The following is a 24,073-nucleotide window of genomic DNA, read 5'->3' as shown; positions in this document are numbered from 1 at the left end:
TGGCACATCAGCTGTGACAAAATTAAATACAACGTCTGATCATACATTTCTCCAAAATGACGGTCCATAATCCTTTTGATGAAATTGAACCTTTTGTTCATGAAAAGGCAGTGAACCCCCAGCTTTTAAAGAATACGTCGGATTGTATATTGGAGAGCCAAAGCAATAATCCATCGTTCCTTCTTCCGGACGGAAGATGACGGTTCGCATTGTTCCAAACAGCTCCTCATAATTGTGCACAGCCAGACCATCAGGATATTCTGTCTGGAACAGTTTCACAAGAGAATCACTTGATCGTTGTTCTTTTAAAGCTTCCATTAACATATCGTATCTGACAACAGAATGATGTTTGGTCATCCCTTTTGCTGTTTGATCAGCAACCGGATGATTCGTTGCGGCAATATAACCTGTCTCCGGTCTTCTCACCCTTTTTTGACCATCAATAATTTCAATCACAGCCGCCTCTCCTTTTCGATCGGCAAGCATGAGGTGAACATTTGAGGCAACGGGCATTTCCTGAATAGAGCGAATGGCTTCCTCAACCGTTCTACAGTTTTCCAGAACAGATCGAATCACATGATACACTTGCAAGCCGGCAACTGCTGGAGGCTTTAAACCGGGTTCATTTCCAACCGGCGGACCACAAGCAGAGAAAGTCACAGCAAGACCATACTCATTCATCCCATCAGATCTGCCAAACAAGAGCAGTGACGAGCCTGTATGATATGCCAAGCCCTTCACATGTGTCGTCACAAGACGCATATCATCAAATATCGGGGAGAAATCATAGTTACGCAGCATGACCGTTTGTTGACCTGCCGCCATATTCCCCTGCCTCACGCAGTGGGAACAGCCTGGCTGTAGATGAGATGAATAGAAAAAGGTCAAATAGCGCTCATCTAATTGCAGTTCATCACAAAATCCAGCAATCTCTTCTTCTAACTGAGGAAGATAAGGGCGCATCAGCTGCTTCGTTTCTTTCACAGCCTCTTTTGCAAGCGGTTCTGTTCGAATGTATTGTGTCTGTAGCCATTGCTTTTTCTTCATCCAGACAGCCTGCTGTTTTCCCACTTCATAAGCGGTTCCTGTCATTTCTTGAAAATATGCACTGATTTCCTCCATGCCTGCACACCTCTTTCGCTTTCGTTTCTTTTATCATATCGAAACCCTCCTTCATTTAAAAGGATGAAAAAAACTGCAATCCCAATGGATTACAGCTGTTTACAGGATTGTTGAAACAATGCTTTTGCCATTGCTTCATATCCTTTATGGTTCGGATGAAATTGATCAATCGATAAGTACTCATTTTCATGTCCTTCAAACGCCCGGTACACATCCACAACCTCTACATGCGGATTTGCAGCAAGCGAGCGAAGCTGATGATTGTATTGCTGAAGCCACCGCCCGGCTATAGGTATTTGCGGAAAAGGATTATATAAATTCATGAGATACACGCAATAGGGCTGCTTCTGCCCTCTTTTGATCTGAGCGATTTCTTGAATCATTTTGCTGAAATTTGCTTGGCAATGCAGCGTCGCTTGCAGCAATTTCTTTTCATCTTCACCCTTTTCATACTGCTGAATCGCTTGAACAAGGTCATTCCCACAGCCTGTGATGGTGATGATGTCAGCTGCTGCAATAGCACGCCTCACATCAGATCGTTTGAACAGCTGTAAAATCTGATCTGTTGTTAACCCTGACTTTGCAAATACAGACAGCTCGACTGGCGTATGTGTCTTTTTTTCAAGCATCCACTGATACCGCTCTGCGAAGCCTCCACCAAATAAACGTGCCCCCACTCCAACTGTTAAGGAATCTCCAATCGCAACATAGGATCGTCCCACTCTTATCCCTCACTCTCTCCTGCCTTCTCTTATATATACGAAATCGGAGAACAGATGCTTGTAGCAGATGACTTAGAGACATTCATCTTTTTTCATGAGACGTCTTTACAAACTCTTTACTTGCGAGATCGACTGATTTTTTGTTCAATAAGAATAGGTTGAGATCATGAAATTTGCACCTGCATGCGTTCCAGAAAAATTGACAAACTTTTTATCTTGATTTCGAGACTTTATACCTTGACTTCAAACTACATTGTGATTACAATAAAAATATCAGTTTTTATGTAACTGTGCTTGTTACATCTTTTTCGTAGCATTCCACTATGATTAAAGATGCCACATATTCAGTGTATCTTTGGGATACGCTAAAAAAATCACTGAAACAGAAAGGATTGAATGAACATGGCAAAAGTTTTATACATCACTGCACATCCGCATGATGAAACAGTTTCTTACAGTATGGCTACTGCTAAAGCATTTATCGAATCTTATAAGGAAGCAAACCCAAGTGACGAGGTTGTACATATCGATTTGTACAAAGAAAACATCCCTCACATTGATGCAGATGTATTCGCTGGCTGGGGCAAGCTGCAATCAGGTGCTGGTTTCGATACACTTTCAGCTGAAGAGCAAGCGAAGGTTGCTCGCCTAAACGAATTAAGCGATCAATTCGTTTCTGCTGACAAATATGTATTTGTTTCACCACTTTGGAACTTCTCATTCCCACCAGTTCTTAAAGCATACATCGACTCTGTTGCTGTAGCTGGTAAAACATTCAAATACACGGAGCAAGGTCCTGTTGGATTATTAACAGACAAAAAAGCTCTACACATCCAAGCACGTGGCGGATACTACACTGAAGGTCCTGCTGCTGAACTTGAAGCAGGCCACCGTTACCTTGGTACAATTGCGAGCTTCTTCGGAATTCCTTCTTTCGAAGGTCTTATCGTTGAAGGTCACAATGCTGAACCTGCGAAAGCAGAGCAAATTAAAGCAGATGCAATCGAACGTGCAAAAGCTTTAGGTAAAACTTTCTAATAAACTGAACGCGAAAAGCCAATGATCTTAACGGTCATTGGCTTTTTATTTATCTAGATGAAAGCCTAATTCTCTGGAGATACCGCTCGCGGCTTTTTTGACTTGTTCAATTAAGTATGGAAGACGTTCTTTTTGATAACCTGCTTCAAACCTGCAATGCTAATACCTGCTGTGACTTCTCCAAGGTGATTGAATATAGGAGCTCCAACCGCAGCTGTATAGTTTTCAAGCTCCGAATAACTTAACGTATAGCCCCGCTCATTTGATTCTTCCAGTATGTTTCGAAGAACCTCTTTATCTGTAATGGTTCCGATTCCAATTTTCCCTAGCTCAATCGAATCGATATAGGCGATTCTCTCGTTCTCTGGTAAAAAGGAGAGAATACTTCTCGCACAGGCTCCTGCATACAGGGGAGAGCGCCTGCCGACGGCGGTGTAGAGACGAACAGGCTGCGTCCCTTCAATTTTATCCACGTAAATGGCTTCGTCTCCTTCACGAACGATGAGCTGTACAGCTTCTCCCACTTCATCCCGCAAGCCTTCCATAAATGGTCTTGCAAGTCTCCGAATATCAAGGCGATCCGCCACAAGCTGACCGTATTCTAGAAACATCAGTCCTAACCGATAAGCACCTGAATCTTGCTTTTCTAATAACCCCATATCGGTTAAAGAGCTCGCCATGCGGTGCACAGACGTTTTCGGCATGCTGGAAAGCTCGATCATTTCATTTAACGTTAATTGGTCACGAGCGATAAACAGCCGCAAAATCTCCATTGATTTCACGACGGTTTTATTTGTATTTTGCATGGCCATCCCCTTTTCTAAACGAATGCTTCCAGCTTGATTCTAGCAGCAAGCTCCTTCAGTTCTGCTTCTTGCTTAAATAGCGCCTGCTCCGCGTCCTGATGGTCGATTCGCTTAAAATACAAATTCGCCCCAGGCATCGCTTGTGCTATGAGCGGCAGATCGACCGTCGCAACTTCTCCAATCCGCGGGTATCCGCCTGTTGTTTGCCGATCTGCCAGCAGAATAATCGGCTGACCGTCAGGAGGAATTTGAATAGAACCAAAGGCAACCGCCTCAGAAATCAATTCAAGCTTTTCTTTTAAATGAACCGGCTCCCCCTTCAAACGGCAGCCCATGCGATCTGATTGAGGCGTGACCTGAAAAGGCTGTTCGAAAAAGGTGCTTTGAGATGATTCTTGAAAAAAAGAAAGGTGTCTCCCTGGCAGCACCCGAATCACGGGCGATTTCCGCAACGGTAAAAAATGCGTATAACTTACAGTCCAATCGGGTGCGCTGTACGCCGCCTGTTTCAGATTGCTTTTGAGTCTATCAGACAATCGATTTGCTACGAGTGATGGCTTTCCAATGGACAGGACGTCTCCTTTTTCAAGCGGACGTCCGTTCAGTCCACCGATTCCTGCTCTCACATAGGTGCTTTTGCTCTCCATCACCGGCTCTACATCGAATCCGCCTGCCACAGCAAAGTAAGCGCGGCAGCCTCTTTTACAAGGTCCAAAGGTGATTGTGCTTCCTGCTCGAATAAAAAGCGGCTTCCATAAAGGGGCTGGCTCTCCATCGATGTCGATCTCTACATCAGCGCCAGTCACTGCAATAAGCGCATCCTTGTGACATGTCAACACAGGACCCGGCCCCATTAATGTGATTTCCAGTACGGCTTCGTTTTCCTCGTTGCCTGTGAGAATGTTGGCAATTCTAAGCGAGAGCGCATCCATGCCGCCGCTCGTTAAGACGCCATACTTTTGATAGCCTTTCCGCCCTTTATCTTGAATGGTTGTGAACATTCCTGGCTTGATGACATGAATACTCAACGTTCTGCCTCCTTCATGCTGAAAAATTCCTTTTCAGACATTTGGACAAATCTGACTTCGTCTCCTGCTCTCAGTAGACTTGGGACTTTTTCGTCTGGACGAAAGAGTGGCAGCGGAGTTTGTCCAATGAGCTGCCAGCCACCAGGTGTGGAAATCGGGTAAACACCGGTCTGCTTTCCCGCAATGCCGACAGATCCTTTTGGAATGGACATTCTCGGTGTTTCTCTGCGCGGGGCTGCGATCTTTTCAGACAGCCCGCCTAAAAACGGAAACCCTGGGGCAAATCCAATCATATAGACAAGATACGTCCCTGAGGTATGAATACGCACGACTTCCTCTGGTGTTAAACGATTGATCCGGGCGACTTCTTCTAAATCAGGGCCCAACTCTCCCCCGTAGCAGACCGGTATGTCGATAGTGCGGCGCTTAGCCTGAACCCCTTCCTGCCATTTCTCTTCAAGGAGTGTTTCAATATAGCTTTTCACCCATTCATAGGGGGACAAATCTTGTTGTTGAAGAGGTGCCGATTGATAAACGGTGTACGGCTCGTAAAAAACAGTCACGTTTGTAAAGGCTTGAACAGCTTCCACATATCCGGCAAATGGATGCTGTTCAATACAAGAAAACAGCTGCACAACACGCTCATGAATTTCTTCACATATGTCTGCTCCTGCTTGAATAACAATCGCTGCATCTCCTAACGGGTGGAAGGTGATAGAATTTTTTATTGTTGAAAATGCCACTTGAGGACCCCTCTCTTTCTAAAGCACACCAAGCTGTTGATCTCGTTGATCTGTGATGAACATATGCCCAGGTGCATGGGTAATCGCAATGTCTGGTTTTGTATGCATGACAATGGCTTGCGGCGTCACACCACATGCCCAAAACACCGGGACCTCTCCTTCTTTGATCACAGATGGTTCTCCAAAGTCCGGCTGATCCACATTGTCAATTCCGATCATCGCTGGGTCACCTATATGAATGGGGCCACCATGAACTGACGGGAACCTAGACGTCACTTGTACACTTCTTGTGATCTGATGCGCCGGAATGGGTCTCATGCTGACGACCATCGGGCCATGAAATGCCCCCGCCCTTTCACAAGCGATATTCGTTTGATACATCGGAACGTTATGGCCGTTTTCAATATGGCGAACAGGGATATCATTCAGCATGAGCGCATGCTCAAACGTAAAACTGCAGCCGATGAGAAAGGCAACCATATCGTCCTCCCAATAAGCAGAGATATCTGACACCTCTTCTTGAAGAATCCCTTTTCGGTAAACACGGTATTTAGGAAAGTCCGTACGAATATCCGCATGAGGTGCAGACCGTCTCGGCACTGGATCACCCGGCTCCAGCACATCAAGCAAGGGGCATGCAGCCGGATTGCGCTGACAAAACAACAGAAAATCAAAGGCAAGTTCCTTTTTGACGATCATTAAGTTGGCTTGAGCATATCCCTCTGCTAGGCCTGCCGTTGGCCCTGTGATTTCTTTTTTACGAATCAACTCTCTGATCTGTGAAGGCTCATATGTTTGATAGATATTCATTCGATTCAGCTCCATAGTTTTGGAATTTCATTGATGATGGTATATCCGCCCATCATTGCCATGATGACAACTACAAATGCGCCTGATACTGTCAAAAAGAATGGATGTCGATAATCCCCGACAATGTCTTTCTTATAAGCCGCTACCAGCAAGGTGCCAAGCGCGAGCGGTAAGATCAATGCATTGATTGCCCCAACTAATATCAATATGTTCACAGGTCTTCCGATCGTAATAAAACAAATGGTCGAGAGGGCAATAAAGCCGATGATAATGCCACGTTGATTTTGCTCAATTTTTGACGAGAAGGTTTTAAAGAAGGAAACTGATGTATATGCTGCTCCAATGACGGACGTAATTGCCGCAGCCCACATAATAATGCCAAACATTTTATATCCGATATTTCCTGAAGCTAGTTGAAATACAGAGGCAGGCGGGTTAGATGGATCAATCTGCAAGCCTTTTGCGACAACTCCTAATGTAGCAAGAAAGAGTGCTACACGCATGATGGACGTAATGAGGACACCGAAAATAGAGCTTTTCGTCACTTGGGGCAATGCTTCCTTCCCCTTAATACCTGCATCCAGCAAGCGGTGTCCGCCAGCGAAGACGATATAGCCGCCTACTGTTCCGCCTACAAGTGTCACAATGGATAAAATATCAATTTTCTCTGGGACAAATGTTCTCACTGCCGCTTCTCCAACTGGCGGTGCTGTTGAAATCGCCACATACAGCATCAGACCAATCATGACAAAGCCCGCTATCTGTGTGAAACGGTCCATCGCTTTTCCAGCCTCTTTGATCACAAAGATCAGAATAGCAATAGCAGCACTGACCCCTGCACCGATTCGCGGATCGACTCCGAAAATGACCTGAAAACCGAGACCAGCACCAGCGATATTTCCGATGTTAAAGGCAAGTCCCCCAATGACAATCAAAACGGCCAGGACATAGCCGAGACCCGGCAGAACCATATTTGCAATATCCTGCCCTCGTTTTTCTGACACAGCGATGATGCGCCATACATTGGTTTGCGCAAAAATATCTAACAAAATAGAGATGAGAATGACAAACCCAAAGCTAGCCGCCAGCTGCTGTGTAAAGACAGTCGTTTGTGTTAAAAATCCCGGTCCGATGGCGGACGTCGCCATTAAAAAGGCTGCGCCCATCAGCATAGACCGGTTCCCCTTTGGTGCCTTCGTGTGCTTGACTTCCTCTTTTTTCATGCTGTTTCCCCCTTTGATGACGATTTTTATTGAAAGGCTTTGAGATGAATGCTCGCTTCTTTTAGCTTTGATGTAATAGTTTTGGCAAATTGGAGCGCATGGATGCCGTCTCCATGAATACAGACAGTATCCGCTTTAAGCGAAATGTCTTCCCCTTGAACGGTATGAACCTTCCCTTCTCTCACCATACGAACGACCTGCTGAACGGCCAGTTCATCGTCTTCAATGAGTGCGTGTGGTTCGCGGCGGGATGTCAGCGTCCCGTCTGATTGATAGGTCCGATCAGAAAATACTTCATGCGCCACTTGAAGACCCATTCTCTCACCTGCTATCGCAAGTTCACTGCCTGAAAGCCCGTATAATACAAGACTTGGATCGACATGATACACAGCCTTCGCAATCGATTCAGATAATTCAGTATTTTTAGCCGCCATGTTGTACAGGGCGCCGTGTGGCTTGACATGCTGCATCGTGCCGCCTTCTGCTTTGAGAAAGGCTGATAGAGCGCCAATTTGATAGACGACGAGATCATAGGCTTCCTCTGCTGAAATCGCCATTGGACGTCTGCCAAAGCCGACTAAATCTTGCAGACCCGGATGCGCGCCAATTCGGACCCCTTTATCCAGTGCCATTCTGACGGTTTTTCTCATGACTGTTGGATCTCCTGCATGAAAACCACAAGCGATGTTGGCTGAGGTGACATATTCTAAAATTTGTTCATCCGAACCGATAGTATATTGACCAAAGCTTTCTCCCAAATCACAGTTGATATCTACTTGATACATAGGATCCCTCCTTGTTGTTCCGAATAACGGAACATAAAGTCCGAATATTCGAATTTATATTGATTATATCAATTTTGGATAGATTGCACATGACATTGTCAGAAAACATAACAATAGAACTAGGACATAAAAAAGCGAGAGGATATCGCCTCTCGCTTTTTCATCATGTTCTTTATTTAGACAGCACCCAATGCTGGATGGCTTTTGCTACACCGTGTTCTGTGTTAGGAGCTGTAATCCAATCAGCGGCTTCTTTTACCACTTCTTGCGCATTTCCCATCGCAATGCCTAATCCGGCTTCTTGGATCATAGCCATATCATTTAGGCTGTCGCCAAGTGACATGACATTGTCCATCGTACAGCCAATGCGTTCTGCTACCTTTGCAAGAGCTGCCGCTTTGTTAATGCCAGCTGCGTTGACTTCGATATTGGTTGGACTTGAATTTGTAATCTCTAGATGACCATTTGTTTTCAGTGTATTGAGCACTTCCTCACGAACGTCATCGTCATGAATTTCAAAGCCGAATTTCAGCCATTCGTGGTCATGAATTCGTTCTGGGAATTCACCTCTCCACACCTTCTCCACAGTGGAAGCCCAGTAATCGGTTTCATATCTATTTTTTAGATCCCACATCATTTGGACATGATCAGGATGCAATAGATCTCGTTCGATCAGTTGGAAGTTTGAATCCCAGATTTCACTTCCGTTTGCTGTCACAAGGTAAGAAGACAGTTTAAGCGGCTCAACCAGCTCTCGGCATGTCATCAGCGTCCGCCCTGTGCTAATCACCACATGGACCCCTTTTGCTTCAGCATCTTTAATGGCTTGTTTATTTTCCTCTGGAATGACGTGTTCACTGTTTAACAGCGTGCCATCCATATCAATGGCAATCAATCGGATGTCTTTCTTATCAGCTTGAATGGACAAATTGAGTACCCCACTTTGTATCATTTTTTGTAACTATCTTTATTTTAATATAAAGAGGGAGATGGCACAAAGGGACGAGTTTGATCCCATAGAAAAAAGACCTTGTTACAGGTCTCTTCGCATTGGCTTAGCGTTCACATGCAATCCCGTCTTTATCACGGTCAAGTCGCTTATTTTTTTGGTAAAGTGCTTTTGACACATACGGCTTGTACTTTGTTTTGCCGCCTTTGTTTTTCGTGTTTTTGCTTTTCGCTACGCCGCCTTTATAGACTTTGTTCAGCGCTTTGCAGTTTTTGTAGGACTTGACTGTTTTTGCATCTGCAGTGTGGGTGTCGACTTGTGTAACGCTTAGTAAAAGACCTAAGGACAAGACAGCCACCATGATTTTTTTCAACATGTAGAATCCCCCTATTTTTTCTATTTTTACATTTTTATCATATGTCACCACTTTTTGTTTTTCAAGACTATCGAGCTAAATATATTGATTTTTTTGGAATAAAACATGCTTTATATCCTATATGGTACACTGAGTGGGAAACCTTTCCGGTTTTGACACGTATATGGAGAGAGGAGTTTTTCACATGAAAATGAAATATACCATTCTATATGTAAACGATGTTGAGGCAAGTATTCATTTCTATCAACATGTACTTGGCTTTCCTATGAAACTTAGGGTTGAATCCTATGTTGAGTTTGACACGGGGGACGTGACATTATCGATTAACTCGCGTCAGGATGTCAAAGATGCACTTGGATTGCCTGTCCCTGAAGCAAATCAATCCTCGCAAACGTTTGAGATTGGATTTGTTGTGGATGATGTGGAACAAACCATTGCATCAATGAAGGAAAAAGGGGTTTCGATCATCAAAGAACCTGCAAAAAAACCATGGGGTCAAACCGTCGCTTATGTCGCTGATCCTGATGGTCATTTCATTGAAATATGTGATGCCGTCTCCTAATCCTGTTTAAAGGAGTGAACCAGTATGAGAAAAAAACATGCCTTTATCGCCGGTGTTTGTTCGATGATTGTGATTTGCAGTGCCGCTATTATTTTGCAGCACCATGAGTGGATAGGATGGGTCAGTGGTGGAATCTCTATTATCGGGATCATGATGTCTGGGCTTCTAATGGGGGCTTGGACAAGCGGAAATGAAACAAGAGCCGCCTATCATTCTGAAACGAAAGAACACCGCATGTGGCGTCTGGATACGGCCTTTCTCATGATGATCTTTGCACTTCCGCACATGGCAGTGTCGATCTTTTATTTTTTAATGTAAACACTTGTTAAAAGGAGTTCGTCATATGGCTGTTTTTATTTTATTCGTTGTATTTGGCTTCCCTATTCTTTCTGTGCTGATTGGCATTTTTGGCACAATGCTTTTGAAGAATGTTTGGATGCCGACTTTGATTGTCCTGTTAGCCAGCGTCATTCTCATGTACACATACATTGGCGGGGATGAATCCTTTCTCATTTGGGTCATCATCTACACCGTCTTTACGTTGATCGCTGCATGGATGACAAAGCGGTTTCGGTTCAAGTAAAAAAGAACAGTTTGCACTGTTCTTTTTTTGATCATATATCGGCGCACCATAGCTCAATTTCAATTTTCAGCTCAGGCCATCCTAAAGCTGATACATAAGCAACCGTCATTGATGGGTAAGCTGTTTTGAAGATCGTATCCCACTGAGGATATAGATGATCCCAGTCGATTTCTTCTGTTGCCCATATATTGACCTTGATGACATGCTCTTCATTCAATCCTTCTGATTCAAGGATTTTTTTGATATTTTCAAACGTATTGGTTACCTGGTCGTTTAAACTTGATGGTACCTGTCCATCGATATCTGTTCCGACTTGACCCGATGTAACAAATAATGCCGCGCCCTTTGGTACTCTTGTGATATGACTATAGCTGCCAACGGGCTTCGGCATACTTTCTGGGTTTTTTCTTGTGATTTTTTCCATATGATTTCCCTCACTCACTTTGATTTTTCTGCTAGATTTCTCTTCATGTAGACAGACTTCACCAATTTCTATCTATCCTAAAAGAAAACAGCAGTGGAGTATCCATAGCCACAAGGTAAGAACATCAATATTTTCTTTTTCATGACCGGAACACTCCCTTTTGATTGCGTGAGCAAGGTTTTGATTAACTATATAGTACCTGAAACGAGACGTTCAGTCAAAATGGTTTATAGACGATAGCGCGCAATATCGTGATTCAATCGTATGCTTAGTTCATTGAGTCTTTCTGCTGCTTTTGCCACATTAGAGATGGCTGTCACTTGTTCGTCTGTGGATGCGGTGATCTCTTCGATCGCAGCGGCATTTTCCTGAGAAATATGGGCTGCGCCTTGCATGGCTTTTGTGATGAGGTCGTTTTGCTCTAGTAATGCATTCAGCTCTTTTGCCATTGCGTCTGTTTCAACGATGGTTTGTGAAATCGACGTAGAGATGGCATTGAATTCATGTTCTGTTGCATGTACCGCGTCATCTAACTCAGCGAAACGATCCATTGTGTTTGACATCATGTCGGCTGTTGCCGTCGTTTCTTCTTTAATGCCTTGTACCATTTGCTGAATTTGCACTGCTGATTGTTTTGTCTGCTCTGCTAAATTCCGCACTTCACTCGCCACAACCGAGAAGCCCTTGCCGTGCTCTCCTGCGCGTGCTGCTTCTATGCTGGCATTCAGCGCAAGTAAATTCGTCTCATTTGAAATACTTTCAATCGTATCTGTAATTTTAGAGATATCCTGTACTTTTGTACTTAATTGCTCAATGCCTGCTCTAATGCCTTGAGATGCTTGAATGGATTGTTCATTTGATTGTTTTAATTGCTGAACAATTTGCTGACCCTGCTTCGATGATTGACTCGATTGGTCAGAGATCCGTTTAATTTGGTCACTTTGTTCTTTGACGTTCTCAATGGATTGATTGAACTGGGTCATTTGTTGATTCGCTACATCAAGGTCCGATGCCTGATGAAGTGTTCCAGTCGATATGTCACCAATCGCTCGGCCAATCTCTTCACTGCTGGCTGAGGTTTCTTCAGATATTGCTGATAAATCTGTGGCTGATTCGACGAGTTGACTGCTCGTTTCCTGTAGACCGCTTACAAGTGTCCGGAGTTCTCCTGACATATGATTAAAGCCTTTTGCCAGCTGTCCAATTTCATCTGTTGTCTCTTTTAAACTCGTGCGTTCAAGATTCCCCTCCGCAATTTCTTTTGAAGCAGCAGTGACTTGTTTGAGCAGTCTGACCTTTCTTCGAGCAGCTAAATAAAAGACGCCAAGACTGAGAAGAGCGACACCTGCTGTAATGAGCATGATATAGAGCTTCATCTGCTCTAATTCTTTATAAAATTCATCCTGAAAGACGGCAATGCCGATACTCCAATTCCAGGGCGTGAACTGGCTCATATAGGCAAGCTTTTGCTTTTCTTCCCCAGTGGCATCGTCCTTATCTAAATAGGTCACATAGTGTGCATCCTCGCCTTCTGATTTGGCTCCAGCGACCATTTTTTCACGATTGGTCGTGTTATCTGGAATGACGCCAATGTCATTGACAGGATGGACTTGAGAGGAATAATCTGCTCCATATGCGACAAGATAGCCTTTATTTTTATAGATAAAATCTGACTTTTGAAATTGGTACCCTTTCCCGTTGTCATTTTTTGGCCCGCTCAAGTAAATGCGGGCTTGTTCCTGTGCCTGATCGAGCGTCAGTTCTTTTTTCTCTACACGATCATTCAACTGTTCAAGTGTAGCCATTGCTCCGCTGACGATGTGCTTTAAATCTGCTTTCCCCGCATCAATTAAGACATGTTTCGCTAATAAATACCCCGTTGTCCCAACAAGTCCGCCGGTTAAGATCGTGATGACGATAATGGCAGACATTAATTGAAAAAAGACACTCCTTGACGCAAACATTTTCCTTTTCATATACAAATTCCCCCTTACTTCATATATCGACAAACGGGGTAAAGTATTAAAAAGTCATCAAAAAATCCCTTTCACTCGTTGGAAAGGGATTTTCTAATTATCGAGCTGTTTCTTTAAGAATGGCTTGATAGAGATCATCTGCTGGCGTGAGGCCACATACTTCTTCCAGCACACCTTCAATGCCTTTTTCTTTTCTTAATGCCTGCAAACGAACCGCTTCTTCGTCTTCGGCGAAGTCATAAGCGAGAGCTGCAGCAATGCCTTTGATTAAGTACACTGGCTGCTTGATCTTTTTCGCCGGACCGATTAAACGGTCATCTGCTCCTAGCTTTCTAAGAGGAGAGCGTGCAACGCGAGTGACTTCGTCGGAGATAAAAGCATTTTCGAATCGTTTGATGATTTTTTGAATATACGCATCATGTTCTTCTTTTTCAAAGCCATATGTGTCGATTAAATAACTGCCCGTTTCGTGCAGTGCGCCTTCAACCACCTTGCGAATCTCTGGTGTATCGACGGCTTCTTTAATCGTTTGAACGCCTTGCTGATACCCGACATAAGCCGCTAGTGCATGTCCTGTATTGACAGTAAAGAGCTTGCGCTCAATATACGGCGTCAAATCTTGTACAAAGGTCGCTCCGTCAATTTGAGGAACGTCCCCAATAAAGCCAGTCTCATCAATGACCCACTCGAAAAAAGGCTCGACTGATACTTTTAGAATGTCCTCATGGTGCTGAATCGGCACAATGCGGTCCACAGCAGCGTTTGGAAAACCAACTGTTTTTGATAACGCTTCTTGTTCCTCTTCTGTTAGATGAGAGAAAACGGCTTCTTTTAAATGAGAGCTGCCTCCAATCATATTTTCACATGCCACGATGTTGATGATATGGTCAGGCTTTTTCTGTTTCAATCCTTCAGCAATCGATGAAGCAATGATCTTCAAAACGGTTGGTCCAACAGCTGTTGTAATCAAATCGACTGATGCCACCGCCTCTGTTAATGCCGCTGGGTCTTGTGCAGAATTGATCGCTGTCACTGGACCGACTACTTCTTGCTTCTGACCTGGTGCTGCGAGTTCAACCGTGTATTCTCCTCTTGCATTCAGCTCGTTGATGACCGCTTCATTTACATCAGTGAAGACAAGCTCAAAGCCTGATGTTTTTAACAAAGAACCGATAAACCCTCTGCCAATATTCCCTGCTCCAAAATGAAGTGCCTTCATGTTAGTTCACCTCGTTAAAGATGGCGATCAATTCATCCTGATCCTTTGCATGGATGATGCGTTCTACATTTTCCTCTTCTGAACAGACAATCGCAATTTGAGAAAGAATATCGAGATGTTCGTTGTTTTTACCTGCGATGCCAAAGACGACTTTGGCGATATTTCCTTCGCCGTATTCAACGCCATCTGGAATTTGAATGATGGAAATCCCAGAATGAAGGACAGCTGCTTTCGCATCCTCTGTTCCATGAGGAATCGCAATCCCGTTGCCCATAAATGTAGACGAGATATTTTCTCTTTCAAACATTTTGTCAACATAATCACTTGTGACATAGCCATTTGCCACTAGGACTTCGCCTGCTTTTTTAATGGCTTCTTCTTTCGAGCCTGCTTGTTCGTTTAGAAAAATATTGTCTTTTGATAGTACTTGTTTCATGAATGATCACACCTTTTTTTAGAATGGAAAATCAGGAAAACAACCAAAACGGGGAGTTCAATGAAGAAAAATTGAACTCAACCCGTTTCACCATGTTATTTTTTCAATTTCTCAATCAGCTCATCGTATTTCGGGCTGTTTAAGAAATTATCAACTGAGATATGCACAGCGCCTGGCAATTTTGCCTTGGCTCTGTCTGTTAAATCTTTATGAGTGAAGACCACATCAGCATCATTTGGAATGTTGCTGATGGATGTGTTTGTCACATCAATATCAAGCTCTGCCTTTTTGACTTTATTCTTTAAGATGGATGCGCCCATTGCACTTGAGCCCATTCCTGCATCACAGGCAAAGATGATTTTGTTCACATCATCTGGATTGACATCACTTGGAGATGCTGCTTGCTCATTTGCTTCAGCGTCTTCTTTTTGTGCTGTAAGAGCAGAGGCGGCTGCGCTTTTCTTCCCTTTCATGTCCTGCATTTTTTCTGTTGCTGCTGTTAAGTCTTCGTCAACTGCTTTTGAAGCTTTTAAAATCACAGAAGCGACAAGGAATGAGACGACGGTAGCCACGACAACACCTGCTAGAACAGCAAGATGTCCGCCTTTTGGTGACATCAGCATGAGAGCGATAATACTTCCTGGTGACGGCACAGCCTTTAAGCCTGCATTTAACAGGGTAAAGGTCAGAACGCCGCTCGCTCCCCCTGCAATCACCGCCAAAATGAGCTTTGGTTTCATTAAGATGTACGGGAAGTAAATCTCATGAATTCCTCCTAAAAATTGAATGACAATCGCACCCGGTGCAGACTGCTTTGCATTCCCTCTTCCGAAGAACATGTATGCAAGTAGAACACCTAAACCTGGCCCTGGGTTTGTTTCAAGCAAGAACAGAACGGACTGCCCTGTCTTCGCCGCTTGCTCTACTCCTAAAGGACCTAAGATCCCTTGATTAATCGCATTGTTTAAGAACAAGACTTTCGCTGGTTCAATGAAAATACTTGCTAGCGGAAGCAAATGTGCATTCACAATGATATCTACACCTGCCGCAAGGGCTTTATTTAGACCAAGTACCACTGGTCCGATGGCGTAGAAGGCAATCGCGACAAGAATGGCACCTAAAATCCCTGCCGTAAAGTTATTCACAAGCATTTCAAAGCCCGATTTGATTCGATCTTTGAAGAGCTGATCAATTTTCTTAATCAAGTAACCGCCAAGTGGTCCCATGATCATGGCACCTAAAAACATTGGAATGTCCGAACCGACAATGACCCCAATCGTCGCAGTTGCACCGAGTACCCCGCCTCGATGGTCGTATACGAGTTTACCGCCTGTGTAACCAATTAAGAGCGGCAGTAAGTAGTTGATCATTGGGCCAACAAGTGAAGCTAATTGTTCATTTGGCAAATAGCCACTCGGAATGAATAAGGCCGTAATGAGTCCCCAAGCGATAAATGCTCCAATATTCGGCATAATCATGCCGCTTAAATAGCTTCCAAAGCGCTGTACTTTTACGCGGAATCCGCTTTTTTCCTGCATCTATGAAAACTCCTTTCTTCTTTCCCTTTATTTAGGGCTTTATAGGTCAAAAGATATAAGAACAAGTGTCAGTGAAGCCCTTAACCTTATCGTAAAACGCTTTCACTTCTCCTTCAATTGAAACTAAATGTCACTTTGTCACTTAGTGTGTGACAAAATTGAAATATGATGTGAATTCTCTGTCAGAGCATAGGACAAATAGAGTAAAAAAGTTGATGTGCCGTGGTTTTGACGCAAAATTCATTGGAATTTCACAACTTTCAAATCGTCACTTCTTGTTTCCTCTTCTTAAATCGAATAGGCTTATACATGATCAAACCTATTCAATCAAGAAATGTCTGCGCAGACATGACACAGAAAAAGTGAACCACCTTGCTGTTTGTTTCGTTTACCTTTTAGAGTGAGCGGCACAATAGGAGGAGCGGTTTTTTCTGTGACTCACAGTTTACTGCCGCTTTCTTTCTGATACATGAGACATTTTCATAGGTAGAAAGGCGGTTATACACTTGTTGAAACATAGTAAGTGGCTTCTGCTCCTTATCGTTACGTTTGCTTTTTTCATTCCAAAGGAAGCATTTGCCCATGCATACGTCGTCAGCTCGAATCCAGCAGCAAATGAAGAGCTGGAGAAGCAGCCTCCTTCGGTCTCTATCACATTTAGTGAAGGAATTGAAAGTGGATTTCATGCCATTAAGGTGCTAAATGCAAAAGGAGATCGTGTGGATCAAGGTGATACGGTCATCAAAGATCAAAAAATCATGGAAGCTGCTTTAAAAAAGGATTTACCAAAGGGAATTTACACCATTCAATGGAATGCTGTATCAGCAGACGGACACTCTGTCTCTGGCATGATCCCGTTTAGTATTGGCAAAGCGGATGGCGGTTTTGACCAATTAGATCAAGGTCAAACGAATGAATCCATCGATGTTGCCTCGACCATTGATAAAGCCTTTCTTTATACGTCGTTTAGCTTATTTCTCGGGACCATTTTGTTTGGACTGTTTTGGTTTAAAGCAGCCATTTCACCTGTATTAGCGAAACGAATGAAACGGCTTTTGACATTGTCACTGATCATGATGGGCGGTGCACTCGTGTTCCAGCTGCCGATTCAAACAAAATCAGCGGCAGACGTGTCTTTTTGGGGAGCATTTCAGCCAGCGCTTTTACAAGAAACCATTGCGTCGACTTCTGGCGGTAGTTTGTGGATGATGCTCATGGTGTCATTTGTTCTTCTGACCATTTGGAGCCTAGTTGCGATGAAAAAAGGGGATTTCACTTCTTTTCGGGTATGGTTGTTTCCACTGCTCCTATTCGCAGTACTTCTCTGGCTGAAGGCACAAATCGGACATCCAGCAGCAACGGATAATAAAATACTGACAACGTCACTTGATTTCATCCATCTCGTTTCTGCATCAATCTGGGTCGGTGGTTTAACAGCCATTGTGCTTTTATTGTTGAAGAAGCTGCCAAATGAAGATCAGCCGCTCATACGGAATACGTTAACAGCGTTTCACCCTTGGGCACTGCTTTCTGTTGGACTCATTGTGTTTTCAGGATTTGTAAATGCGATCTTTATTTTGCAATCGTTTGATGCTCTTTTCGAATCAGCATACGGACGAACCTTTTTAATCAAGCTTGGCTTATTTATCTTGATGGGCCTTCTTGGGCTTGTCCATTACTTGATGCTAAGATGGGAAAAGAAACAGAAACAAAACGTTTCGTTACGAGCTGAGTGGATCATCGGAATCGCTATCTTGTTATTAACAGCTGTATTCACCAATATTCCAAGCCCTCCTCCGCCTGCACCTGAGCCGTTCTTTGGCGCAAACCAGGTCGAGCATCGTGACATAGTGTCCATGAGCATTACCCCGAATGCCCCGGGGAAAAACACATTCGAGGTCGCATTTACGAAGAAGGATGGACAAACGATTACTGATATTCAATCTGTGTCAGCCAAGATCCATAAAGTCGCCTTATTCGGTGAAGAGAAACCGAGTGAATTTCAGCTCAAACGATTAAAAAATGGTCATTACTCTGCTGAAAACCTCTTGTTAAATGAAAAAGGTACTTGGAAAATTGACATCCATGCGTTAACTGGTTCTTTTGAAAATATTGATACCACATTTATTAGAAGAAACTAAAAGGAGTTCATACCATATGAAAAAATACGTTAAAGCTTTATTACCAATGCTTCTCGCTTCATTTTTATTGGCGATTCCTGTGAGTGCTCACGTCACAGTCAAACCTGATACGTCTGCGACAAATGCGTGGGAAACCTATACGTTAAAAGTTCCTTCTGAGAGTGACAGCCCAACGACTAAGGTTGTCTTGACAATACCTAAAGGCGTCGAATTCCAACAATATGAGCCAGTCTCTGGATGGAAAACGTCAACTGAAGAAAAAGATGGCAAGGTGACAAGAGTGACTTGGGAAGCAACCGGTAAAGGCGTGCTTGCCGGACAGTTCCAGCAATTCGTTTTTGTAGCGAAAAACCCTGAAAAAGCAGGGGAAGCTGCATGGGATGCGTATCAATATTATAAGGATGGAACGGTCGTTGAATGGACTGGCGATCAAGATGCTGATAAGCCGCATTCGATCACAAACATTGTCGCATCTAATACGGTAACGGATTCACATGGTCAAGAAAAACCAAAAGAAGAAAAGGCATCTGAAACAGCCTCCAATTCTTCTTCACCACTTGTGCTAGGGTTGTCCATTGCTGCTCTAGTCGTAGCACTGATTGCGCTTGTGCTTGCTTTTAGAAAGAAATAATTGATTCGTAAGCGATCGTTTTCACGGAAACGATCGCTTTGTTTCTTTCCACCTTGCCTGAACACGAGATGCAAGGCTTTGCCTGCAAGCTTGGACGATCAACCTCCATTTTCCCAACCTATTATTACCAATATAGGATTGAATAGGATGATGACGCATGCCATAATGAGACACATGACCACCTAGGAGGCTATAAGATGAACCATCTAATTATATTTGCTCATCCCCAGCAAAGCTTAAATCAAACCTTATTAGATCTTGTTGTCAGCACTCTTTTGAACAATGGTCATAAAGTGACTGTTCGTGATGTTTATGCTCTTGGTTTTTCACCAGAACTAAGCATCTTGGAAAAGGCTGCGATCAAACGGGGTGATCTCCCAATTGCCATTCAAACAGAGCAGAAGCTGATTCAGCAAGCAGATGTCCTAACGTTTATTTTCCCCATTTGGTGGACAGGCTTACCCGCTATGCTAAAGGGCTATGTAGAACGCGTTTTTTCTGAGGGCTTCGCTTATCAAATCAATGAGCATGGGGCTATTGAAAACCTGCTTCGGCACAAAAAAGGTGTCATTATCAACACGCACGATGCTCCAAGGACCTTTCTTGACTCTAACCGGATCGTTTCCGCTTCCCACCGAATGACATCAGATACAGAAGTCTTCAATTTTATTGGTGTTGAGCCTGTTGAACGACTTTTGTTCAGCAGCATGGAGCAGGCACCAGCAGATTACATCCACGACATTCTGAAGGAAACAAAAGAAACGGTGGAGCAGCTTTTTCCGCCGGCTGTTTAACATAAAAAAGACTGCCGAGATTCCTTATTCGGACAGTCTTTTTCACGTCTATTCGTCTAAACCAATGGATACATATTTGGTTTCTAAATAAGGTTCGATCCCTTCGATGCCGCCTTCACGGCCAATTCCGCTTTCTTTCATTCCTCCGAATGGTGCTTGAACAGCCGATGGGCCGCCATCATTCCAGCCAATAATCCCGTAATCAAGATTCTCTGAGATGTAGAGGCCGTTTCGATAATTTTCTGTAAAAAAATAAGCTGCAAGACCAAAAGGTGTATCGTTCGCTAATTCAATCGCTTCATCTAGCGTTTTGAACGTCGTAATCGGTGCCACTGGTCCAAAGGTTTCTTCATGCATGATGTTCATGGAAGGGTCCACATGTGTGAGAACCGTTGGCTGGACAAAATAATACGACTTGTCATCATCGAAATGCGTATCTCCGCCGACAAGGATTTTCGCCCCTTTATCGACTGCATCTTGAATTTGGCTGACAATTTTATCAAAGCCACGCTTGTTGATAATTGGGCCGATGGATGTGCCCTCTTCAAAGCCATTTCCCACTTTCAGCTTTTCGACCTCTTTGCTAAAGACTTGAGCAAATGCTTCATGAATGTCTTCATGCACAATTAAGCGGTTGGCACAGACACAGGTTTGTCCTGCATTACGGAATTTAGATGCCGCTGCTTGTTTGACAGCTAGTTCAAGGTTGGCATCTTTGTCTACGATGAGCGGGGCATGACCACCAAGCTCCATTGATACGTGCTTGACTGTACTTGCACTGTTTTTGATCAAATGCTTTCCGACTGGCGTTGAGCCTGTGAACGTGATTTTGCGAATCAATGGACTATCTGTGAATATTTCACCGACTTCTTTTCCATCTCCAACCACCCATTGCAGGGCATCCTCTGGAATTCCGGCTTCGTGGCCTAATTTCACAAGTTCAATAGCCGTCAGCGGCGTATCTTCGGCAGGCTTCACAATAAAGGTACAGCCCGCTGCAAGTGCTGGTGCTGCCTTTCTCGTGATCATGGCTGCTGGGAAATTCCACGGTGTAATAGCCGCAACAGGTCCAACTGGCTGCTTTGTGACAAAAAGGCGTTTGTTCGTCGTATGTGACGGAATGGTTCTGCCGTAGATTCGTTTGGCTTCCTCTGCGTACCATTCAATATATCCAGCCGCATAAACGATTTCGCCTAATGCTTCTTGATACGGCTTCCCGTTTTCTTCCGTGATGATTTTTGCGAGCCTTTCTTTATGTTCAATCATGAGATCAAACCACTTGCGAATGATATTGGCACGTTCATGCGCTGACGTTTTTGCCCATACTTTGAATGCTTGATGTGAGCGAGAAATGGCGTCTTCGATCTGTTCTTTTGTATGCTGAGCAACTGAAGCAATTTCTTCTCCTGTTGCAGGATTATACACTTTGAGTTCGTTTGTCATGCTCTACCGTCTCCTTCGTTCTTGGATTCATTACATATAGTATATACCCAATGAGTGCCCAACCTAAAAGCAATATCCATTCAGCTGGCCATGATAAGGAGGCCGGCATCCCTGGAAAATAAAATGAAAGAAAAAGGAGACTTAGCCCGATGGCTAAAGCGCCTGTCGTTCGCCAATATTTAATGCGGTACGGACGCTCAAGCTCTGGTTCTACTTTGCGAAGTCTCATAAAAGCAATGGACACAATTAAGTACCCGACGATGATCCCGACACCGCCCGCATTGACAATCCATACGAGAGCAGGGCGCCCTAATAATGGAGCGAAAAAGGCCAAAGCACCAAGAAATAAAATGGCATTTGTCGGCGTTTTATACTTTGGATGAATATACGCAAACCATTTGGAAATCATGCCTCTTTCCGCCATCGCGTATAGAATACGGCTTGCACCGATAATAAAAGCATTCCAGCTCGTCACAATCCCTGCTACACCGCCAATGACAAGCACTGTCCCAAATGCTTGATGACCGAGAAGCTGCACCATGGCATCTGCTGTCGCCAATGAAGAGGCTTCAAGCTGTCCTTTTGATAGCCCCGCAGCTACCCCAAAGACAATAAGTAGGTAAAATACGACCGCACTCACGATGGAGATAATTAAAATTCTCCCAATGATTTTCTTTGGCGCATTAATCTCTGCTGCTACTTGCGGAATCACATCAAAACCAACGAATAAAAAAGGAATCATGACTAACACGGCCATAAGCCCGCCAACCCCGCCTTGAAACATTGGCTCAAGGTTTGCAAAATCTCCATTAAAAGTCGCGCCGCCTAAAAGGAGAAAGCCTGTCAAAATAATCGCTACTGTGAACACAGACTGAAAAATGGCTGCGGGCTTTGCCCCAATGTAATTCAGTGCTGTTAAAAACAGTGCACCGCCAGAACCAATCAATACCCATGTGAAATAAACGTCCCATCCACCTATATTCCATAGGAAGCCAACATGCTGTGTTGGAATCACATAATCAATAACTGTCGGCAAGGCAACAGCCTCAAACGTAATGACGGACACATAACCAAACAATACGCCCCATGCTGAGACGAACGCTGATTTCATCCCAAATGCCCGCTGGACAAAGACGAGCCCTCCGCCTGTCTCTGGAATCGCAGACGAAAGCTCAGCATACGTCAGTCCAATAAAAATGACGAGAATACCGCCTATAACGAAGGCAATCACACTGCCTAAAAATCCAGCTGTTAAAATCCAATCTCCCGAAAGTACAACCCAGCCCCATCCAAGCATTGCACCAATGGATAAAAACAGTACGTCAGACTGCGACATGGTTTTTGCCATTTGTTGTTTTTGCATACAACCATCCCCCTTTGTTGTTTAGCGTGCTTTGAAGGCGTCCTCGATGATCCCTAGTCCTTCATGAAGCAGCTCATCTGTGATGACAAGTGGTGTTAAAAAGCGAATAATATTCCCATTAATCCCTGCCGTTAATAAGAGTAGTCCGTGCTTGTTTGCATAGGCTGCAATCGCTGCGGCTGTTTTCTTATCTGGTGTACGCGTTGTTTGATCTTCCACAATTTCAATGGCCGCCATTGCCCCTAATCGCCGGACTTCCCCGATGAATGAGTACTTACTTCTCCACTCATTCGCTTTGTCCTCAATGACTTGTCCGATGTGCTCAGATCGTTGATTCAGTTGTTCTGATTCAATAATATCAAGAACCGCTAGTGCTGCCACGCAGCCTAATGGACTTCCTGCATATGTTCCCCCTAGCTCCCCTGGATCTGCCGCATCAAGCAGTTCTTTTCTGCCGACGACACCGCTCAGCGGCAGGCCAGCTGCAAGAGATTTTGACACAGTGATTAAGTCAGGCACCACATCAAAGTGCTCAATCGCAAAATATTTCCCTGTTCTCGCAAAGCCTGTTTGGATCTCATCTGCTACAAAGACAATCCCGTGCTGCTGACAGAATGAAGCTACATGCTGAACAAAACGCTTCGATGGTACAATGAATCCGCCCTCCCCTTGGACTGGCTCCATGACCACACACGCAACGGTTTCTGGTGCAACGGCAGCGACGAAGAATTGATTGAATTGATCAATGATGTACTCATCGTAGGCTGCATCGCTTAACCCTTCTGGCTTCTGATAGTAATACGGGTATGGCGCTTGATACACCTCTGACGCAAATGGTCCGAACCCAAATTTATACGGCTTGACCTTACTCGTCATGCTCATCGTCATATTCGTTCTGCCGTGGAAGCCTCTTGTAAACGAGACAACGGCCTGTCTTTTCGTATATTTACGTGCAATTTTCACCGCATTTTCAACAGCTTCTGCACCTGAATTAAGGAAAATGGCTTTCTTGTCATGATCGCCTGGTGTAAGGCGGCATAGCTTTTCAGCTAATTCAATATACGATTCGTACATCATCACGTTGAATCCTGGGTGAATCAGACTGTCTGCCTGTGCTTTGACGGCTTCCACAACCTTTGGATGTGAATGCCCTACATTTAACGTACCGATAGCACCGGCAAAATCGATAAAACGTTTCCCATCGATATCGAACAGCTCGGCTCCCTTCCCTTTTGCTGCAAGATGACGGTTGCCATTACTCACGCCTCTTGCGACATATTGATCTCTTTTCCCCTGCCATTCCTCTGTTGAAAAACGGTTTGTTGTCGTTTGACTCATTGTCATCCATCTCCTTTATGTCT

The 24,073-nt window shown here is 44.1% G+C and carries 24 protein-coding genes and 1 pseudogene; 7 read left to right on the top strand and 18 right to left on the bottom strand.

Annotated features, from left to right (window positions below; all coding sequences use genetic code 11):
* Nucleotides 1–39: 39 nt before the first annotated feature.
* Together CKW02_RS02305 and CKW02_RS02300 are read right to left on the bottom strand one after the other, a co-directional pair.
* A complete protein-coding gene (locus CKW02_RS02305; protein ID WP_003213900.1) occupies nucleotides 40–1,122 on the bottom strand; it encodes a C45 family autoproteolytic acyltransferase/hydrolase in 1,083 nt (360 codons plus the stop codon).
* 89 nt (nucleotides 1,123–1,211) lie between these two features.
* Nucleotides 1,212–1,844, bottom strand: coding sequence for a GDSL-type esterase/lipase family protein (locus CKW02_RS02300; protein WP_003214300.1), 633 nt, complete (start codon nucleotides 1,842–1,844; stop codon nucleotides 1,212–1,214).
* Between the two features lie 402 nt (nucleotides 1,845–2,246).
* Between CKW02_RS02300 and CKW02_RS02295 the strand changes: the two genes are divergently transcribed.
* The gene (locus CKW02_RS02295) at nucleotides 2,247–2,882 is read left to right on the top strand and encodes an FMN-dependent NADH-azoreductase (protein WP_003214444.1); all 636 of its coding nucleotides are present in this window, start codon (nucleotides 2,247–2,249) and stop codon (nucleotides 2,880–2,882) included.
* Nucleotides 2,883–2,927: 45 nt separating this feature from the next.
* Here the strand turns inward: CKW02_RS02295 and CKW02_RS02290 are convergent.
* The 8 genes and pseudogenes from CKW02_RS02290 to CKW02_RS02255 form a co-directional block, all read right to left on the bottom strand.
* Nucleotides 2,928–3,688, bottom strand: a pseudogene (locus CKW02_RS02290) (IclR family transcriptional regulator).
* A gap of 14 nt (nucleotides 3,689–3,702) precedes the next feature.
* A complete protein-coding gene (locus tag CKW02_RS02285; RefSeq protein WP_003214387.1) occupies nucleotides 3,703–4,716 on the bottom strand; it encodes a 5-oxoprolinase subunit C family protein in 1,014 nt (337 codons plus the stop codon).
* On the bottom strand, nucleotides 4,713–5,459 hold the full coding sequence (pxpB, locus tag CKW02_RS02280; RefSeq protein ID WP_003214037.1) for a 5-oxoprolinase subunit PxpB: 747 nt from the start codon (nucleotides 5,457–5,459) through the stop codon (nucleotides 4,713–4,715). Before pxpB ends, CKW02_RS02285 begins: the two co-directional genes overlap by 4 nt.
* A gap of 18 nt (nucleotides 5,460–5,477) precedes the next feature.
* Nucleotides 5,478–6,269, bottom strand: a complete 792-nt coding sequence (locus CKW02_RS02275; RefSeq protein WP_003214139.1) for a putative hydro-lyase — start codon at nucleotides 6,267–6,269, stop codon at nucleotides 5,478–5,480.
* A gap of 5 nt (nucleotides 6,270–6,274) precedes the next feature.
* Nucleotides 6,275–7,492 carry an NRAMP family divalent metal transporter gene (locus CKW02_RS02270; RefSeq protein WP_003213863.1) on the bottom strand — a complete coding sequence of 406 codons (1,218 nt, stop codon included), beginning with the start codon at nucleotides 7,490–7,492 and terminating at the stop codon, nucleotides 6,275–6,277.
* Between the two features lie 26 nt (nucleotides 7,493–7,518).
* Nucleotides 7,519–8,277, bottom strand: a complete 759-nt coding sequence (locus CKW02_RS02265) for a LamB/YcsF family protein (protein ID WP_003214363.1) — start codon at nucleotides 8,275–8,277, stop codon at nucleotides 7,519–7,521.
* Nucleotides 8,278–8,449: 172 nt separating this feature from the next.
* On the bottom strand, nucleotides 8,450–9,229 hold the full coding sequence (locus CKW02_RS02260) for a Cof-type HAD-IIB family hydrolase (protein ID WP_372706118.1): 780 nt from the start codon (nucleotides 9,227–9,229) through the stop codon (nucleotides 8,450–8,452).
* A 103-nt stretch (nucleotides 9,230–9,332) separates the two neighbouring features.
* A complete protein-coding gene (locus CKW02_RS02255) occupies nucleotides 9,333–9,602 on the bottom strand; it encodes an excalibur calcium-binding domain-containing protein (RefSeq protein WP_003214076.1) in 270 nt (89 codons plus the stop codon).
* A 184-nt stretch (nucleotides 9,603–9,786) separates the two neighbouring features.
* Here CKW02_RS02255 and CKW02_RS02250 point away from each other — a divergent pair, with 184 nt between their 5' ends.
* The 3 genes from CKW02_RS02250 to CKW02_RS02240 are packed head-to-tail and all read left to right on the top strand — an operon-like array spanning nucleotide 9,787 to nucleotide 10,747.
* Nucleotides 9,787–10,164, top strand: coding sequence for a VOC family protein (locus CKW02_RS02250; protein ID WP_003214168.1), 378 nt, complete (start codon nucleotides 9,787–9,789; stop codon nucleotides 10,162–10,164).
* Nucleotides 10,165–10,188: 24 nt separating this feature from the next.
* Nucleotides 10,189–10,482 (top strand): DUF5316 family protein, encoded by a 294-nt coding sequence (locus CKW02_RS02245; protein ID WP_003214359.1) that lies wholly within the window; start codon nucleotides 10,189–10,191, stop codon nucleotides 10,480–10,482.
* 25 nt (nucleotides 10,483–10,507) lie between these two features.
* The gene (locus CKW02_RS02240; protein WP_003214096.1) at nucleotides 10,508–10,747 is read left to right on the top strand and encodes a DUF2651 family protein; all 240 of its coding nucleotides are present in this window, start codon (nucleotides 10,508–10,510) and stop codon (nucleotides 10,745–10,747) included.
* A 31-nt stretch (nucleotides 10,748–10,778) separates the two neighbouring features.
* On the opposite strand, the gene CKW02_RS02235 is transcribed toward CKW02_RS02240, so the two are convergent.
* From CKW02_RS02235 to CKW02_RS02215, 5 genes are all read right to left on the bottom strand, one after another.
* Nucleotides 10,779–11,171, bottom strand: a complete 393-nt coding sequence (locus CKW02_RS02235; protein WP_003214208.1) for a RidA family protein — start codon at nucleotides 11,169–11,171, stop codon at nucleotides 10,779–10,781.
* Nucleotides 11,172–11,398: 227 nt separating this feature from the next.
* The gene (locus CKW02_RS02230) at nucleotides 11,399–13,147 is read right to left on the bottom strand and encodes a methyl-accepting chemotaxis protein (RefSeq protein ID WP_003214436.1); all 1,749 of its coding nucleotides are present in this window, start codon (nucleotides 13,145–13,147) and stop codon (nucleotides 11,399–11,401) included.
* A gap of 97 nt (nucleotides 13,148–13,244) precedes the next feature.
* A complete protein-coding gene (locus tag CKW02_RS02225) occupies nucleotides 13,245–14,366 on the bottom strand; it encodes a mannitol-1-phosphate 5-dehydrogenase (RefSeq protein WP_003213945.1) in 1,122 nt (373 codons plus the stop codon).
* Nucleotide 14,367: 1 nt separating this feature from the next.
* A complete protein-coding gene (locus tag CKW02_RS02220; protein ID WP_012008933.1) occupies nucleotides 14,368–14,802 on the bottom strand; it encodes a PTS mannitol transporter subunit IIA in 435 nt (144 codons plus the stop codon).
* Nucleotides 14,803–14,897: 95 nt separating this feature from the next.
* Nucleotides 14,898–16,340, bottom strand: a complete 1,443-nt coding sequence (locus tag CKW02_RS02215) for a PTS mannitol transporter subunit IIBC (RefSeq protein WP_003213904.1) — start codon at nucleotides 16,338–16,340, stop codon at nucleotides 14,898–14,900.
* Nucleotides 16,341–16,846: 506 nt separating this feature from the next.
* Here CKW02_RS02215 and CKW02_RS02210 point away from each other — a divergent pair.
* From CKW02_RS02210 to CKW02_RS02200, 3 genes are all read left to right on the top strand, one after another.
* Nucleotides 16,847–18,481 (top strand): copper resistance CopC/CopD family protein, encoded by a 1,635-nt coding sequence (locus CKW02_RS02210; RefSeq protein WP_003214082.1) that lies wholly within the window; start codon nucleotides 16,847–16,849, stop codon nucleotides 18,479–18,481.
* A 16-nt stretch (nucleotides 18,482–18,497) separates the two neighbouring features.
* The gene (locus CKW02_RS02205) at nucleotides 18,498–19,112 is read left to right on the top strand and encodes a YcnI family copper-binding membrane protein (RefSeq protein WP_003214390.1); all 615 of its coding nucleotides are present in this window, start codon (nucleotides 18,498–18,500) and stop codon (nucleotides 19,110–19,112) included.
* Nucleotides 19,113–19,309: 197 nt separating this feature from the next.
* The gene (locus CKW02_RS02200; protein ID WP_003213835.1) at nucleotides 19,310–19,906 is read left to right on the top strand and encodes an NAD(P)H-dependent oxidoreductase; all 597 of its coding nucleotides are present in this window, start codon (nucleotides 19,310–19,312) and stop codon (nucleotides 19,904–19,906) included.
* A 48-nt stretch (nucleotides 19,907–19,954) separates the two neighbouring features.
* Here CKW02_RS02200 and CKW02_RS02195 read toward each other — a convergent pair whose 3' ends face one another.
* The 3 genes from CKW02_RS02195 to gabT are packed head-to-tail and all read right to left on the bottom strand — an operon-like array spanning nucleotide 19,955 to nucleotide 24,050.
* The gene (locus CKW02_RS02195; RefSeq protein ID WP_003214039.1) at nucleotides 19,955–21,349 is read right to left on the bottom strand and encodes an NAD-dependent succinate-semialdehyde dehydrogenase; all 1,395 of its coding nucleotides are present in this window, start codon (nucleotides 21,347–21,349) and stop codon (nucleotides 19,955–19,957) included.
* Complete coding sequence (locus CKW02_RS02190; RefSeq protein ID WP_003214129.1) at nucleotides 21,324–22,712, bottom strand: APC family permease; 1,389 nt, start codon at nucleotides 22,710–22,712, stop codon at nucleotides 21,324–21,326. The genes CKW02_RS02195 and CKW02_RS02190 overlap by 26 nt, the downstream gene beginning before the upstream one ends.
* A 21-nt stretch (nucleotides 22,713–22,733) precedes the next feature.
* A complete protein-coding gene (gene gabT, locus CKW02_RS02185; protein WP_003214114.1) occupies nucleotides 22,734–24,050 on the bottom strand; it encodes a 4-aminobutyrate--2-oxoglutarate transaminase in 1,317 nt (438 codons plus the stop codon).
* Between the last annotated feature and the right edge of the window lie 23 nt (nucleotides 24,051–24,073).

Origin of the sequence: Bacillus pumilus, assembly GCF_900186955.1 — a bacterium.
Taxonomy (GTDB): Bacteria; Bacillota; Bacilli; order Bacillales; family Bacillaceae; genus Bacillus; species Bacillus pumilus.
Note: the sequence above shows the minus strand (reverse complement) of the source record. Positions and strands in the feature narration are given on the sequence as shown.

Excerpts from the sequence above, each read along its gene's own strand:
- CKW02_RS02265 (WP_003214363.1), bottom strand. The coding sequence starts at position 8,277 with ATGTATCAAGTAGATATCAACTGTGATTTGGGAGAAAGCTTTGGTCAA.
- CKW02_RS02235 (WP_003214208.1), bottom strand. The coding sequence starts at position 11,171 with ATGGAAAAAATCACAAGAAAAAACCCAGAAAGTATGCCGAAGCCCGTT.
- CKW02_RS02225 (WP_003213945.1), bottom strand. The coding sequence starts at position 14,366 with ATGAAGGCACTTCATTTTGGAGCAGGGAATATTGGCAGAGGGTTTATC.
- CKW02_RS02215 (WP_003213904.1), bottom strand. The coding sequence starts at position 16,340 with ATGCAGGAAAAAAGCGGATTCCGCGTAAAAGTACAGCGCTTTGGAAGC.
- CKW02_RS02270 (WP_003213863.1), bottom strand. The coding sequence starts at position 7,492 with ATGAAAAAAGAGGAAGTCAAGCACACGAAGGCACCAAAGGGGAACCGG.
- CKW02_RS02295 (WP_003214444.1), top strand. The coding sequence starts at position 2,247 with ATGGCAAAAGTTTTATACATCACTGCACATCCGCATGATGAAACAGTT.
- gabT (WP_003214114.1), bottom strand. The coding sequence starts at position 24,050 with ATGAGTCAAACGACAACAAACCGTTTTTCAACAGAGGAATGGCAGGGG.
- CKW02_RS02260 (WP_372706118.1), bottom strand. The coding sequence starts at position 9,229 with ATGATACAAAGTGGGGTACTCAATTTGTCCATTCAAGCTGATAAGAAA.
- CKW02_RS02305 (WP_003213900.1), bottom strand. The coding sequence starts at position 1,122 with ATGGAGGAAATCAGTGCATATTTTCAAGAAATGACAGGAACCGCTTAT.
- CKW02_RS02245 (WP_003214359.1), top strand. The coding sequence starts at position 10,189 with ATGAGAAAAAAACATGCCTTTATCGCCGGTGTTTGTTCGATGATTGTG.
- CKW02_RS02250 (WP_003214168.1), top strand. The coding sequence starts at position 9,787 with ATGAAAATGAAATATACCATTCTATATGTAAACGATGTTGAGGCAAGT.
- CKW02_RS02275 (WP_003214139.1), bottom strand. The coding sequence starts at position 6,269 with ATGAATATCTATCAAACATATGAGCCTTCACAGATCAGAGAGTTGATT.
- CKW02_RS02230 (WP_003214436.1), bottom strand. The coding sequence starts at position 13,147 with ATGAAAAGGAAAATGTTTGCGTCAAGGAGTGTCTTTTTTCAATTAATG.
- CKW02_RS02240 (WP_003214096.1), top strand. The coding sequence starts at position 10,508 with ATGGCTGTTTTTATTTTATTCGTTGTATTTGGCTTCCCTATTCTTTCT.
- CKW02_RS02255 (WP_003214076.1), bottom strand. The coding sequence starts at position 9,602 with ATGTTGAAAAAAATCATGGTGGCTGTCTTGTCCTTAGGTCTTTTACTA.
- CKW02_RS02195 (WP_003214039.1), bottom strand. The coding sequence starts at position 21,349 with ATGACAAACGAACTCAAAGTGTATAATCCTGCAACAGGAGAAGAAATT.
- CKW02_RS02220 (WP_012008933.1), bottom strand. The coding sequence starts at position 14,802 with ATGAAACAAGTACTATCAAAAGACAATATTTTTCTAAACGAACAAGCA.
- CKW02_RS02200 (WP_003213835.1), top strand. The coding sequence starts at position 19,310 with ATGAACCATCTAATTATATTTGCTCATCCCCAGCAAAGCTTAAATCAA.
- CKW02_RS02190 (WP_003214129.1), bottom strand. The coding sequence starts at position 22,712 with ATGCAAAAACAACAAATGGCAAAAACCATGTCGCAGTCTGACGTACTG.
- CKW02_RS02205 (WP_003214390.1), top strand. The coding sequence starts at position 18,498 with ATGAAAAAATACGTTAAAGCTTTATTACCAATGCTTCTCGCTTCATTT.